Annotated in this window: 12 protein-coding genes; 6 read left to right on the top strand and 6 right to left on the bottom strand. The window is 56.4% G+C overall.

The genetic code is table 11. The features are described 5' to 3' along the window. Positions 1–124 precede the first annotated feature (124 nt). Positions 125–2,155: an alpha-amylase gene (locus KIF87_RS21240; protein ID WP_213330575.1), complete on the bottom strand. Its 2,031-nt coding sequence runs from the start codon at positions 2,153–2,155 to the stop codon at positions 125–127. A 314-nt stretch (positions 2,156–2,469) separates the two neighbouring features. Here KIF87_RS21240 and KIF87_RS21245 point away from each other — a divergent pair, with 314 nt between their 5' ends. Next, on the top strand, positions 2,470–3,294 hold the full coding sequence (locus tag KIF87_RS21245; protein ID WP_032643761.1) for a protein bax: 825 nt from the start codon (positions 2,470–2,472) through the stop codon (positions 3,292–3,294). 39 nt (positions 3,295–3,333) lie between these two features. Here KIF87_RS21245 and xylR read toward each other — a convergent pair whose 3' ends face one another. The 4 genes from xylR to xylF form a co-directional block, all read right to left on the bottom strand. Next, positions 3,334–4,512 (bottom strand): D-xylose utilization transcriptional activator XylR, encoded by a 1,179-nt coding sequence (gene xylR, locus KIF87_RS21250; RefSeq protein ID WP_213330577.1) that lies wholly within the window; start codon positions 4,510–4,512, stop codon positions 3,334–3,336. Between the two features lie 33 nt (positions 4,513–4,545). Continuing rightward, positions 4,546–5,727, bottom strand: coding sequence for a xylose ABC transporter permease XylH (xylH, locus tag KIF87_RS21255; RefSeq protein WP_213330579.1), 1,182 nt, complete (start codon positions 5,725–5,727; stop codon positions 4,546–4,548). Continuing rightward, complete coding sequence (locus KIF87_RS21260; protein ID WP_213330581.1) at positions 5,705–7,246, bottom strand: xylose ABC transporter ATP-binding protein; 1,542 nt, start codon at positions 7,244–7,246, stop codon at positions 5,705–5,707. Before KIF87_RS21260 ends, xylH begins: the two co-directional genes overlap by 23 nt. Positions 7,247–7,318: 72 nt before the next feature. Beyond that, positions 7,319–8,311, bottom strand: coding sequence for a D-xylose ABC transporter substrate-binding protein (gene xylF, locus KIF87_RS21265; RefSeq protein WP_213330583.1), 993 nt, complete (start codon positions 8,309–8,311; stop codon positions 7,319–7,321). Between the two features lie 371 nt (positions 8,312–8,682). Between xylF and xylA the strand changes: the two genes are divergently transcribed. From xylA to KIF87_RS21285, 4 genes are all read left to right on the top strand, one after another. Then, positions 8,683–10,005 carry a xylose isomerase gene (gene xylA / locus KIF87_RS21270; protein ID WP_121426086.1) on the top strand — a complete coding sequence of 441 codons (1,323 nt, stop codon included), beginning with the start codon at positions 8,683–8,685 and terminating at the stop codon, positions 10,003–10,005. A 61-nt stretch (positions 10,006–10,066) separates the two neighbouring features. Next, positions 10,067–11,521 (top strand): xylulokinase, encoded by a 1,455-nt coding sequence (gene xylB, locus KIF87_RS21275; RefSeq protein ID WP_213330585.1) that lies wholly within the window; start codon positions 10,067–10,069, stop codon positions 11,519–11,521. A 103-nt stretch (positions 11,522–11,624) separates the two neighbouring features. Further along, positions 11,625–12,164: an isochorismatase family protein gene (locus KIF87_RS21280; protein WP_213330587.1), complete on the top strand. Its 540-nt coding sequence runs from the start codon at positions 11,625–11,627 to the stop codon at positions 12,162–12,164. Continuing rightward, on the top strand, positions 12,164–13,084 hold the full coding sequence (locus KIF87_RS21285) for a GlxA family transcriptional regulator (protein ID WP_121425979.1): 921 nt from the start codon (positions 12,164–12,166) through the stop codon (positions 13,082–13,084). The genes KIF87_RS21280 and KIF87_RS21285 overlap by 1 nt, the downstream gene beginning before the upstream one ends. Here the strand turns inward: KIF87_RS21285 and KIF87_RS21290 are convergent. Further along, complete coding sequence (locus tag KIF87_RS21290; protein ID WP_213330589.1) at positions 13,077–14,072, bottom strand: acyltransferase; 996 nt, start codon at positions 14,070–14,072, stop codon at positions 13,077–13,079. The two genes, KIF87_RS21285 and KIF87_RS21290, sit on opposite strands and share 8 nt — an antisense overlap. Positions 14,073–14,255: 183 nt before the next feature. Here KIF87_RS21290 and KIF87_RS21295 point away from each other — a divergent pair, with 183 nt between their 5' ends. Further along, the gene (locus KIF87_RS21295) at positions 14,256–14,561 is read left to right on the top strand and encodes a YsaB family lipoprotein (RefSeq protein WP_213330591.1); all 306 of its coding nucleotides are present in this window, start codon (positions 14,256–14,258) and stop codon (positions 14,559–14,561) included. Positions 14,562–14,566: the final 5 nt, after the last annotated feature.

Consider the following 14,566-nt stretch of genomic DNA (forward strand, 5'->3'; position numbering starts at 1 on the left):
GGGCATAAGCGACTCCATAAACGGGTTCTTATGCCTTAGTTGTAAGTGTCTACCATGTCCCCGAACAAGTGTTCACTATGTCCCCGGACCGTACAAGGGGCGAGGGTTAGGGTGAGGGGGAGAATTACTGATTACCTGCCCATACCACCATCACCTTATCGCCCTTGTGCTCGCGCACGAAGCCGTACCCCTCTTTCAGCGACAGCGTGGTTTGCTTGCCTTCACCAATTGCCGGATGGCGGGCGCGGAACTGGCCCAGCGTTTGCCAGTGGGCGACGGTTAGGGCCTGCTTGCCCGTGACGTCCTGCCAGTTCATATCCGAACGGGTGCCCTGCAGCGGGTCGGAGCCTGTTGGCCCAAACGGACGCTCGGATTCATCCCCGTAATAGATTTGTACGCTGCCCGGCGCCAGCAGAAGCAGCTCCGCCGCGCGCTGGCCCCCTTCGCGGAACAGACGCGTATCGTGTGATGAGAGATAGCTCAGCACGTTGAAGCTTTGCAGCTTCTCCGCCATCTGCTGCCAGGTGAGATCCATGTCGGCCAGGCAATCCACCGCTTTTGCCGCCTGCTCCTGATAATCAAAGTTGATCATCGCATCAAAACCGTGGCGGTAATAATCGCTTTGCATCACCCCGTGGCCCCAGGATTCCCCGGTCATCCAGAACGGTGCGTTGTCGAGCTTTTTGTCCGGGTTCGCCCCTTTCCAGGCGGCCAGCGCCTGGCTTGCCTGGTCTTTCAGCTGTTGCCAGGCCGCAAGCTCAACGTGTTTAGCCGTATCCACCCGGAAACCGTCGATGCCGTAGTCACGGACCCACTGGCTGAGCCAGTGGGTCAGATAATCGCGCGGGGGATATCCCTTGATGGCCTTCGCGTGGGTATCGGGCTTGTGTTGGTAAAAGTTTGGCAATCCGGAAGGCGTCGTGGATTCCGTTTTCAGATCCGGCAGAAATGCCAGCGACATGGTCAAATCATCGAAGCCAGGGTTGTCGTAATCGCCGATATCGGTGCGGATCCACTTTTTACCCCACCATTTTTCCCATGCGGCTTTGTCGCTAAAGTTGATGTAGTCGTTAAAGCTGTGCCAGCTTTGGCCCGCGCCCGGCTTCCAGTCCGTCCAGCGTTCTCCCAGCGTCTTTTTCAGTTCATCACCCTGCAGGTACAGGGCACCAAACTGATACTCCTGCATGTCTGCCAGCGTGGCATAACCAACGTGGTTCATGACGATATCGAACAGAACGCGGATCCCGCGCTTGTGCGCTTCGTCGACAAGCTGGCGCAGGTCATCCTCACTGCCCATATTGGCGTCGAGCTTTGTCCAGTCCTGGGTGTAGTAGCCGTGATAGGCGTAGTGAGGGAAATCTCCTTTGGTGCCACCGCCTACCCAGCCGTGGATCTGCTCAAGCGGGGAGCTTATCCAGAGCGCGTTGACGCCCAGTTGCTGCAGGTAGTCGAGCTTGCCGGCGAGTCCCTTGAGGTCACCGCCGTGGAAGGTGCCAATCTCCTGCATGCCGTCTTTATGGCGACCGTAGCTGTTGTCGTTGCCCGGGTCACCATTCACGTAACGGTCGGTTAGTACAAAATAGACGGTGGCGTTTTGCCAACTAAACGGCGCAGGCTTGTCGGTTTCGGCGCGCTCAAGCAGCAGCAGGCCGTTACTGTTGGCGGCTGGCTGCAGGGTTATTTTTCCATTCTGTACCGTCGCCGTCTGTTTACTGTAGTAGTCGCGCACCACGGAGCCTTCCGGGAAGGTATGGCTGACGTCCAGCGTCAGCGGTTTGCCGTCCCACTTCGGACACTGGCGGATGACGTTTGCAACCGGCTGTTCTGCGGCACTCTGAATCGTCAGCAGCAGGGTGGGCGTGCCGGAGCGGGTATCAATCCGCATCTGGTAGTCACCGTCGCGGAAAAGGCGCCACTGCGGCGGTGCGCCCTCACAGGGCGTGAGCGACAGCATCTCATTGAGTTTTATCGCGTCCGCAGGCTGCCAGCACGTCTTGTCAAAACTCAGCGTCAGAGGACGCGTACCCTTCGCAAGCTTTGCCTGGCTGGTGAAGACCCCGGTGCCTTCGGCGCTAAAGGCGCTAAACCCCGGCGATGACCAGTCGGCATGCGCCAGTGCGGGTAACATCAGAAAGGCTAATGCGGTACGTTTCATTCCTTTTTCCTGTCGCGGCATTTTTGACCAGTGTGCCATCAGGCGGGAGGCAAAAACTCATCCCCTGCCGCTTTCTGCCAGGAGGATGCGTGAGGATGAGTGATCTCGCGCAAAATTAGGCAGTTATCTGCGATAGCGCACACAGTTTCTGCGGAATGATTTTTTTATGAGCAAGTTTCAGGTGACATAGTTTCGGAATTGGACTATTTCTATACGTGCTCTTGAAGTCTATTTTTGATATGATTTGAGATTCCGCTCTCAAATTTGTGAAAAAAATAAGGTGTTGGGATGATTACATCCGACCAGGAGACCTAATGATATCGACTCCCATTCGACGATATGGGGCTGCGATACTCATGTTACTCACCACGGCATTTTCGGGTGAGGTGCTTGCGAAGACGCACACGGATACAACGAGTAAGAAAGCCCACGTAATAAAGACGACAAGTAGTAAGGTTAGCAGTAAACAAGAGTATTCTCGCAATAGTGCAAAGAGTAGTTCACTTCCTGATTTGCGAAAATACCCTTCCGGAACACCAAGGAAAAAAGCGTTTCTCCGGACGGTAATGCCTTACATCACGAGTCAAAATGCCGCGATTACTGCGGATCGTAACTGGCTGATTTCCAAACAGTACGATAGCCGCTGGTCGCCGTCAGAGCGCACGCGTCTGAAAGATATCACGAAGCGCTACAAGCTGAGCTGGAACGGTAACACGCGTCGTGTGCCGTGGAATGCTCTCCTTGAGCGTGTGGATATCATCCCGGGCAGCATGGTTGCGACTATGGCTGCTGCCGAAAGCGGCTGGGGGACGTCTAAGCTTGCGCGTAGCAACAACAACCTTTTCGGCATGAAATGTGTGAAAGGTCGTTGTAACAATGCCCCTGGCAAGGTGAAAGGCTATTCGCAGTTTGAATCTGTGAAAGATTCCGTCAGCGCCTACGTGGTAAATCTGAACACGCACCCGGCCTACTCATCGTTCCGTAAATCACGCGCTCAGCTGCGTAAAGCGGACCAGGAAGTGACGGCCAGTACGATGATCCACAAGCTGAAAGGTTATTCGACAAAGGGACAGAGCTATAACAACTATCTGTTCGCCATGTACCAGGATAACCAGCGCTTAATCGCCGCTCATATGTAATCTCAAAAAAACGCCTTCCACTGGAAGGCGTTTTCTTTTCTATATCAGCACCTCGCTGTGGCGATCCCGATACTCCTTCGGCGTGGTGTCATACTCTTTGCGGAACACCGAATAGAAATATTGCAGAGACGGGTAACCGCACATCTGCGAGATTTCGTTGATCGACAGCGACGTGGAAATGAGCAGGCTGCGTGCTTTCTCCAGCTTTTCAGCATGGATGACGGCATGAATGGTTTCGCCCACCTCTTCTTTAAAACGCTTCTCCAGATTCGAGCGCGAAATGCCCACCGAATCCAGCACCTGATCGACCTTAATCCCTTTGCAGGCGTGGTTGCGAATATAGTGCATGGCCTGAATGACGGCCGGGTCGCTTAAGGAGCGATAATCGGTTGAGCGACGTTCTACGACGCGGACAGGAGGCACGAGCAAGCGCTGAAGCGACAGAGATTCTTTATCCAGCAGACGATGCAGCAGCTTCGCCGCCTGATAACCCATCTGACGCGTGCCCTGTGCAACGGAGGAGAGCGCCACGCGGGATAGATAGCGGGTCAGTTCTTCATTATCAATGCCAATCACGCACAGCTTTTCGGGCACCGGAATGTGTAAGTGTTCGCAGACCTGCAGCACGTGCCGCGCGCGGGCGTCCGTCACGGCAATAATACCGGTTTGCGGCGGCAGCGTTTGCAGCCAGTCCGCCAGGCGGTTTTGCGCGTGCTGCCAGTTTTCCGGCGCGGTCTCCAGCCCCTGGTACACTACGCCGCGATACTTTTCCTTTGCGACCAGCTGGCAAAACGCGTGTTCGCGCTCAACGGCCCAGCGCTTGCCGCTGGTGGACGGTAACCCATAAAACGCGAAGCGATGGACACCTTTCTCTTTTAAATGAAGAAAGGCAGCCTCGACCAGGGCATGGTTATCGGTGGCAATATAGTGGACCGGCGGATAGTGGTCGGGCGAATGGTAGGAGCCGCCGACGCCCACAATCGGGACGTCGACGTCGGTCAGCAGCTGTTCGATGACGGGATCGTCATAGTCCGCGATGACGCCATCGCCCAGCCAGTCTTTGATGTTCTCCAGACGGGTGCGAAAATCTTCTTCAATAAAAATATCCCATTCGGATTGCGACGCCTGCAAATATTCACCAACGCCTTCCACCACCTGACGGTCGTAGGCTTTATTGGCATTGAATAACAACGTAATGCGGTGACGCTTTTCAAACATGGCTCACTTCCCAATTAAGTCACAATACGGTTATCAGGCCCGTCGCTTGGTGGCCGAGTCCATCCAGACTGCCAGTAAAAGAATGGCCCCCTTGACGATATACTGCCAAAACGTCGGGACGTCCATCATACTCATCCCGTTATCCAACGACGCCATGATAAATGCCCCCATGACCGCGCCCGCCACGCTACCGATACCCCCTGCGAGGCTGGTGCCGCCAATGACGCAGGCGGCGATAGCATCCAGCTCGGCGATGTTCCCGGCGGAGGGAGAGCCTGCTCCGAGACGCGAGCTGAGGATCAGCCCGGCGATAGCGACCATCAGGCCGTTAATGGCGAAGACCGCCAGCTTGGTACGCTCGACATTGATACCCGAGAGGCGGGCAGCTTCAAGATTGCCGCCAATGGCATAAATACGGCGGCCAAACGCGGTGCGCGTGGCCATAAACATGCCGCCCAGCAGTAAAAGCGCCAGCAGCAGGACGGGGGTCGGGACACCGCGATAGTCATTCAGAAGCCAGATGGCGCCCAGCACAATGACCGCCGTGAGCGCCTGACGCCCCACCACCGAGGTTGACGCCGGAGAAGCCAGCCCCAGCGCCTGACGACGCATGCGTCCACGCCACTGCCATGCGACAAAGGCCAGCAACCCAATCACACCGATCGTAAAGCCCACGCTATCTGAGAGGTAACTCTGGCCAATCTGCGACATGGCTGCACTGGTGGGGGAGACGGTGGTGCCGTTGGTGATGCCGATTAAGATCCCGCGGAAGGCCAGCATCCCCGCCAGGGTGACAATGAACGATGGCACCTTACGGTAGGCAACCCACCAGCCGTTCCAGGCTCCCAGAACCAGACCCAGCACCAGCGTGACCGCCACGGTCAGCGGCAGCGGCCAGCCGAGCCAGACGTCAAAAATCGCCGCCACGCCCCCGAGGAGCCCCATCATCGAACCGACCGACAGGTCGATTTCCGCGGAGATAATCACGAACACCATGCCCACGGCCAGAATGCCGGTGATGGCGGTCTGGCGGAGCAGGTTGGAGACGTTACGCGCGCTTAAGTACGAGCCATCGGTCATCCAGGTAAAGAACAGCATGATGACGATAATCGCCGCGATCATCACGAAAACCTGCAGGTTAAGCGCTTTTAGCCCTGCAAATGCACCGGGCGTCGGAACAGCGACTTTGATATCAGACGGATTGCTTTTCGACATGACGTTCGCTCCTTAAAGCGGCTTCCATCACCTGCTCCTGCGTCAGGTTCTGGTTAATCAGGTTGGCTTTCAGTTTTCCCTCGTGCATGACCAGCACGCGGTCGCTCAGGCCGAGCACTTCGGGTAACTCAGACGAAATGACAATGACGGCAATCCCTTGCTGTACAAGCTGATTAATCAGTTTGTAGATTTCATATTTGGCACCGATATCAATCCCGCGCGTGGGCTCATCAAGGATTAATATGCGTGGATTGAGAAGCAGGCAGCGCGCCAGAATCGCCTTCTGCTGGTTTCCCCCGCTAAGGCGGCCAATCGCTAGCTCCGGTGAGGAGGTTTTGACCTTCAGCCGGGCAAGCGACTGGAGGATGCACTGCTGCTCGGCGGCATCGTCCAGGCTGCTCAGCGCGCCGGAGAACCGATCGAGCGCCGCAAGCGTAATGTTTTTACCCACCGCCATGACCGGCACGATGCCGTCTTTTTTGCGATCTTCCGGCACCATGGCAATGCCGCGCGTAATCGCCTGCTGGCAGTTGTCGATTTTCACCGGCTGGCCGTCGATATAAATCGTGCCCTCCCAGCGTCCCGGCCACACGCCAAACAGACACTGTACGGCTTCGGTGCGCCCGGCACCGACGAGGCCCGCAATCCCAAGAATTTCGCCACGGCGAAGGGAGAACGAGACGTTATTGACGCGCTTGATGTGGCGGTTAACGGGGTGCCACGCGGTCAGGTTTTCCACGCGCAGCACTTCATCGCCCGTTGCGTGGGGTTCATTCGGGTAAAGTGCCGTTAGCTCGCGGCCCACCATCATGGTGATGATGTCATCTTCGCTCATCCCCGCGGCTTCACGCGTGCCGATGTGTTGCCCGTCGCGGATCACGCAGATGGTGTCCGAAATAGCTTTGACCTCGTTCAGCTTGTGCGAGATGTAGATACAGGCGATGCCGTGGTTTTGCAGATCGCGGATGATATTGAGCAGAACCGCGGTTTCCTGTTCGGTGAGCGAGGCCGTCGGCTCATCGAGGATCAGCAGCCTGACCTGTTTATTTAGCGCTTTCGCTATTTCGACCAGCTGCTGTTGCCCGAGGCCCAGATCCCCCACGCGGGTATCCGGTGAAATGTTGAGGCTCACCTGTGCCAGCAGCTTTTCGCAGCGGAGCGTCATGGTGTCGTAATCCAGCACGCCGTGGCGGGAAATTTCGGCCCCGAGGAAGATGTTCTCCAGCACGGTGAGATGCTTCACCAGCGCCAGCTCCTGGTGGATGATGGCGATGCCTTTGCGTTCGGTATCGCGGATGTGTGTCGCCTGAATAACTTCACCGGCAAAGACGATTTCGCCTTCGTAGCTGCCGTGCGGGTAGATCCCGCACAGCACTTTCATCAGCGTCGACTTGCCCGAACCGTTCTCACCGCACAGCGAAACCACTTCGCCGGGGTTCAACCGGAGGCTGACGTTGTCGACGGCTTTCACCGTGCCGAAGCGTTTGGTGATGCTTTTCATTTCAAGTAAATAAGGCATAACCGCTCCACATAACCCGAGGGAAGAACAGTACAACGTGATGCGCCCCCGCAGAGCAGGGGCCGCGCCGGATTACAGTTCGCTCTTCTTGTGGAAACCGTCTTTAACCACGGTGGCGTCAATGTTCTCTTTGTTGACTTCAATCGGTGTGAGCAGGCGAGCCGGAACGTCTTTCAGCCCGTTATTCAGGGTCGCGTCTGCTTTAGGTTGTTTGCCATTGCCCAGCTCTACGGCGATTTCCGCCGCCGTATTGGCCAACTGGGTAATCGGTTTGTAGACCGTCATGGTTTGAGTGCCTGCGATAATGCGTTTTACGCCAGCCAGATCGGCATCCTGTCCTGAAATGGCGACTTTACCGGCCAGCCCCTGGGCGCTCAGGGCCTGGATAGCGCCGCCTGCGGTGGCATCGTTGGAGGCCACAACCGCGTCAATTTTGTTGTTGTTGGCCGTCAGCGCGTTTTCCATAATCTTCAGCGCGTTTTCTGGCAGCCAGCCGTCGGCCCACTGATCGCCGACCACTTTAATTTTCCCGTTGTCGATGTACGGCTTAAGGACTTTCATTTGCCCTTCGCGGAACAGTTTGGCGTTGTTATCCACCGGAGAGCCACCCATCAGGAAATAATTGCCCTGGGGCACTTTGTCGATCAGGCTTTGCGCCTGTAATTCCCCGACTTTTTCATTGTCGAACGAAATATAATAATCAATGTCCGCATTATTAATCATACGGTCATAGGCCAGGACTTTTATGCCTTCCTGTTTGGCTTCTTTCACCACGTTACTTAATACCTGGCCGTTATAGGGGATAATGACCAGGACATCGACGCCACGGTTGATCATATTCTCGATCTGCGACATCTGTGTTTCTTCGTTGCCGTTAGCCGACTGAACAAACACGCTGGCGCCGAGGGATTCTGCTTTTTTAACAAAAATATCGCGATCTTTTTGCCAGCGCTCCAGACGCAGGTCGTCAATCGCCATGCCAATTTTGACCTCTTTGGCATGTCCTGCAAAGCTTGCAAAGAGGAGCGTAGTGCAGAGCGTTAGAGTCAGGTTCTTTATCTTCATAATTATTAGGCCTTTTTGTAGGGGTATGTGTTGCTGAGATAAAAGAAACATTCACTGCTGAGACGCAGCAAATTTTTAACGCGGAAAGGCGGGCTGGCAATTACAGATTTTTATCTTCCCATTATGATATTTGGTTTATTTCTGAATTTATGACCGCGATCGGATTTTAAAATACGTAACGTCTTAATTACATTTGATTCTGGAATACGCGCCGAAAAATAGTTCGTCTGCGCATTATTTTGCGAGCCAGCGCACAGTTGTGCATTCTCTCAATAGCAGTGTGAAATAACGTAATTGAGCAACCCAAAATGTCTATTCACTATTACTCCTGTATCAACGACTCGCCGCATACCCTGATTATGGAGCTCAATATGCAAGCTTATTTCGACCAACTCGATCGCGTTCGTTACGAAGGCCCGAAAACGACCAATCCTTTAGCATTTCGTCACTACAACCCGGATGAGCTGGTGCTGGGTAAGCGCATGGAAGATCATCTGCGCTTTGCCGCCTGTTACTGGCATACCTTCTGCTGGAACGGCGCCGATATGTTCGGCGTGGGTTCCTTTGACCGCCCGTGGCAGCAGCCGGGTGAGGCCATCGAGCTGGCGAAACGCAAAGCCGATGTCGCGTTTGAGTTCTTCCACAAGCTGAACGTGCCGTATTACTGCTTCCATGACGTGGACGTGTCGCCGGAAGGCGCGTCGCTGAAAGAGTATCTGAACAACTTTGCACAGATGGTGGATGTGCTGGCGGCGAAACAGCAGCAAAGCGGCGTGAAGCTGCTCTGGGGCACGGCAAACTGCTTCACCAACCCTCGCTACGGCGCGGGCGCGGCAACTAACCCGGATCCGGACGTGTTTAGCTGGGCGGCTACGCAGGTGGTGACGGCAATGAACGCCACGCATCAGCTGGGCGGTGAAAACTATGTTCTGTGGGGGGGCCGTGAAGGCTATGAAACCCTGCTCAACACCGACCTGCGCCAGGAGCGCGAACAAATTGGCCGCTTTATGCAGATGGTTGTCGACCATAAGCACAAAATCGGCTTCCGCGGCACGCTGCTGATCGAACCGAAACCGCAGGAACCGACCAAGCACCAGTACGACTACGACGTGGCGACGGTGTATGGCTTCCTGAAGCAGTTCGGCCTGGAAAAAGAGATTAAAGTGAACATTGAGGCCAACCACGCCACGCTGGCGGGCCACTCTTTCCATCACGAGATCGCGTCTGCGATTGCGCTGGGTATCTTCGGCTCTGTCGATGCGAACCGCGGCGATGCACAGCTGGGCTGGGACACCGACCAGTTCCCGAACAGCGTGGAAGAGAATGCGCTGGTGATGTACGAGATCGTCAAAGCGGGCGGTTTCACCACCGGCGGCCTGAACTTTGACGCCAAGGTGCGTCGTCAGAGCACCGACAAATACGATCTGTTCTACGGCCACATTGGCGCGATGGACACCATGGCGCTGGCGCTGAAAGTGGCGGCTCGAATGATTGAAGACGGCGAGCTGGATAAACGCGTAGCGAAGCGTTACAGCGGCTGGAACAGTGAGCTGGGCCAGCAAATTTTGAAAGGGCAGTTATCGCTTGCGGAAATCGCGAAGTACGCTGAACAACATCAGCTGGCACCGCAGCATCAGAGCGGGCACCAGGAACTGCTGGAAAACCTGGTCAATCACTACCTGTTCGATAAATAACAGCACGTAGGCCCGGTAAGCGTTAGCGCCACCGGGCATTTCTGTTAAAGGAGTCACCATAATGTATATCGGGATCGATCTTGGCACATCGGGTGTGAAAGCCATCTTGTTGAGCGAGCAGGGCGACGTGTTAGCCACGCAGACGGCAACGCTGCAGGTTTCACGTCCGCATCCGCTGTGGTCGGAACAGGATCCGGAGCACTGGTGGCAGGCGACGGATCGCGCAATCAAAGCCTTAGGTGAGCAGCACAGCCTGCGCGACGTGAAAGCGCTGGGGATTGCCGGACAAATGCACGGCGCGACGCTGCTCGATAGCCAGCATCGCGTGCTACGTCCTGCGATCCTCTGGAACGATGGCCGCTGCGCGGAAGAGTGTGCGCTTCTCGAGGCGCGCGTACCTGCCTCCCGCGAGATTACCGGCAACCTGATGATGCCCGGCTTTACTGCGCCTAAATTACTGTGGGTGCAGCGCCACGAGCCGGAGATTTTCCGTCAGGTGGCGAAAGTCCTGCTGCCGAAAGACTATCTGCGTTTTCGCATGACGGGCGATTTCGCCAGCGACATGTCCGATGCCGCGGGCACGATGTGGCTCGACGTGGCGAAGCGAGACTGGAGCGAGGCGATGCTGGATGCCTGCCATCTGACCCGGGAACATATGCCCGCGCTGTACGAAGGCTGTGAGGTGACGGGCGCGCTGCTGCCAGCCGTTGCTGAGCGCTGGAATATGCCTGCCGTACCGGTGGTGGCCGGGGGCGGCGATAACGCGGCGGGCGCTGTCGGCGTTGGCATGGTTGAGGCGGGCCAGGCGATGCTGTCACTGGGAACGTCTGGCGTCTATTTTGCCGTCAGCGACGGGTATCGCAGTAATCCAGAAAGCGCGGTGCACAGCTTCTGTCATGCCCTTCCCGGGAAATGGCATTTGATGTCGGTGATGCTCAGCGCGGCGTCCTGCCTGGACTGGGCGGCAAAACTCACCGGCATGGCCGACGTCCCGGCGCTCATTGCTGCGGCGCAGCAGGCGGATGACGCTGCGGGTAGCGTCTGGTTTTTACCGTATCTTTCCGGCGAGCGTACGCCGCACAACAACCCGGAAGCGAAAGGGGTGTTCTTTGGCTTAACCCATCAGCATGGCCCGGCAGAACTGGCGCGTGCGGTTCTGGAAGGCGTGGGCTATGCCCTGGCCGACGGGATGGACGTGGTGCACGACTGTGGCCTGAAACCGACGAGCGTCACCCTGATAGGCGGCGGTGCGCGAAGCCCTTACTGGCGACAGATGCTGTCGGATATCAGCGGGTTGCAGCTGGATTTCCGCACCGGCGGGGATGTCGGACCCGCGCTCGGCGCCGCGCGTCTGGCGCAGATAGCCATTCATCCGGAACAGCCGCTTTCGCAACTGTTGCCGCAGCTTACGCTTGAACAGGCGCATGTGCCTGACGCGGTGCGCCATGCGCGGTACGCGGAAAGGCGCGACGTGTTCCGCAAAATCTACCAGCAGCTGCTGCCGCTGATGTCGTAAATACGCTTGTCCGGGAGAGGCATGAGGATGTCCTTTTTTGGTCTGTGCGTGCCTTCATTTCCTTGCCAGTATGGTGTCACACCCACTGGCGAGGAGATCCATCATGTCACGCACTGTATTAATCAACATCGATACTCAGCAGTCATTTCACCACCGCAATTACTGGCAGGAAGGCGAGATCCCTGCCTTTCAGCAGGCGATGCTGGGGCTGATTGAAGGCTGCCAGGCGCGCAATATTCCGGTCGTTGATATTTTTCATGTGGATGAAGACGGACCTTTCACCCTGGAAAGCGGCTATGTCAAACCGATGGCCTTTTTGCGTCATCAGCCGGATGTGGTTTTCCAGAAACACGTCCATAATGCGTTTACGGATACCGGGCTTGACCGCTGGCTGCGCGAGCGCGATATCAACAGTGTGATTATCTGCGGCATTCGCACTGAACAATGCTGCGAAACCACCGCCCGGGTGGCATCCGATCTGGGTTATGCTGTGACCTTTGTTAGTGAGGCAACGCTGACGTTTCCCATGACGTACAAGGGCATTACCCTGAGCGCAGCGGAAATTCGCCATCGTACCGAGACGGTACTTTCCGGGCGTTTTGCCGAGATTAAAACGGTAGCGGAGACGCTGGAGTCCCTGTAATGAGCATCGACGTCTGGTTCGTGATGTTGCCCGGGGTGCTGTCATTAGACATGACCGGCCCGGCGGAGACCTTTGTGCTGGCTGGCGACGCGTTTCGCCTGCATTACATTGGCCCGCAGCCGGAAGTTCCGACGTCGATAGGCCTGACGATGAGCGGCATCCAGCCGCTGCCGGAAAGCCTGCCTCCCGGCAGCCTGCTGGTGCTGCCGGGGGTGAGCGACTCCCGCTTTCAGTTCTCAACGCCACAGGCGCAGCAGATCCAGCACTGGCTGATGCGCCTGCAGCCGCAGATCCAGCGCCAGGAGATCGCCGTGATGTGCGTCTGTTCAGGGGCTTTACTGGCGGCGAAATCGGGCCTGCTGAACAACCGACAGTGCACAACCCATCATGATGTTATTAGCCGTTTACGCACCGCTGCCCCCACGGCGACGATTAAAGAAAACCGCATCTTTGTGCAGGATGAGAATATCTGGACCAGCGCGGGGATCACGTCGGGCATCGATCTGGCGCTGCACATGATTAACCGCCTGTGCGGCCCCGAAAAGGCGCTGACCGTGGCGCGTGAGATGGTGGTCTGGTTCCGCCGTTCGGGTGACGATCCCCAGCTATCTCCGTGGCTACGCTACCGCAATCATCTTCATCCGGCGATTCATCGGGCGCAGGATGCGCTCACCGCCGAGCCGCAAAAAACGTGGAGCTTGCCTGACATTGCCGCCCTGGCGCACGTCAGCCCGCGTCACCTCACCCGGCTTTTCCAGTCACATTTAGGGATTAGCGTTCGCGATTATCTGGAACAGCTGCGTCTGGCGGTGGCGGAGCAGTGGCTATTGCAGGGGCGCGGCGTGGAGCAGGCTTCACTGGCGGCAGGGTTTTCCTCCCCGCGCCAGTATCATCGCGCCCGACAGCGAAGCATTAGCTGACGAAGCGGCGGGCGTCTATTTTTTGCAGCAGCATCGACAGCAGCAGGCTGATCGCCAGCGTGGCGGCAAAAATCCAGACGATATCCAGCACCGGCCAGCTTTTTAGCTCAATGCCTCTCGTGCGCAGAGCGTGGATCACCAGCGCGTGAAAACCGTAAATCCCGAGAGAGTGCCGCGAGATAAGACTCAGCGCGGGCAGGGGACGCGCGTTCAGGGTGTTTTTGGCGAGCGTGAGCAGCGAAACGGCACAGATAAAGACCATCGGCCCGCAATACAGATACCAGGTATCGGCAAAATTGCCGCGCCACTGCAGCTCGTGCAGCGTCCCGCGTGAAATCACCGCCACGCCAGCGATAAACAGCGCCCCGCAGAGCCAGTTCAGACCGCGTTTTTGCGTGTCCATCATCCCGATAGCGCGCCCCAGCATGCCGTAAAGCACGTAGTAAAAAGTATCGCCGTTGATATAGAGATTGACCGGCAGCCACTCAAATCCGTCGATTTTCTGCGAGAGCGTATTCGGGTTGGCGATAATGCCAGCCACCACCATCAGGGCCAGCAGCATTTTACCGCTGACGTTTTTTACCTGGATGAGCGGGGAGACCAGATAGATAACGATAATGGCGAAGAAGAACCACAGGTGATAGAACACCGGTTTTTGCAGCACGTATTTCAGCGAAAGCCCGGCGTTAATCGAGGTGAACAGGGTGATATAGAGTAGGGCAACGGCGCTGTAGAACCCCAGACAGGCCGCGATGCGAATGAAGTGTCTCGGCTGCGCGCTGCGCTCGCCAAAAAAGAGAAAGCCGGAAATCATAAAGAACAGCGGCACGCTGACGCGTGACGCAGAGTTGAGAATATTGGCGATATCCCAGTTAACGGGGCTGATGCTGTGGGCATTTGTGACGTACCAGGTCGTCGTGTGGATCATGACCACCATCAGACACGCTATTCCTCGCAGGTTATCAATCCAGTTAATTTTTGACTGCATCAGTTCCTCGTATTCCCTGTAAATTGAGTGTGACTGCCGTTGTCCAAAAGTCTTCGTTTGGAAAATTCTGAGTTTTATTCAGCAGGCTTGTAGGGAGGCCGCGAGATTCGCAGAATGCCGGACCGTAATCTATAAAAGCTTTGATACTAAAAATAACAGCCACTGACCAGGGCGGTAATAAAAATGATGATGAAGCGTGTGGCGTCACTCTTTCTGCTGGCGAGCCTGGCGGGATGCAGTGCGCCGCAAGAAGCACCTGTGCAAAAAGCGCAGCAGGGTAAAATGAGCCCGGAACGTTCACTGAATATGGAAGCACTCTGTAAAGATCGGGCCGCTCGCCGCTATAACTCCGACGTGCAGAAAATTGATGTCACCGGGTTTGAGCGTTTTCAGGGAAGCTATGAGCTGCGGGGCCATACGTCGCGCAAAGAGGGCTTTGTCTGCTCGTTTGATGCGGACGGTCAGTTTTTACACCTCTCTATGCGCTAGCCTGC

Origin of the sequence: Enterobacter sp. 120016 (genome assembly GCF_018383635.1) — a bacterium.
GTDB lineage: Bacteria > Pseudomonadota > Gammaproteobacteria > Enterobacterales > Enterobacteriaceae > Enterobacter > Enterobacter asburiae_D.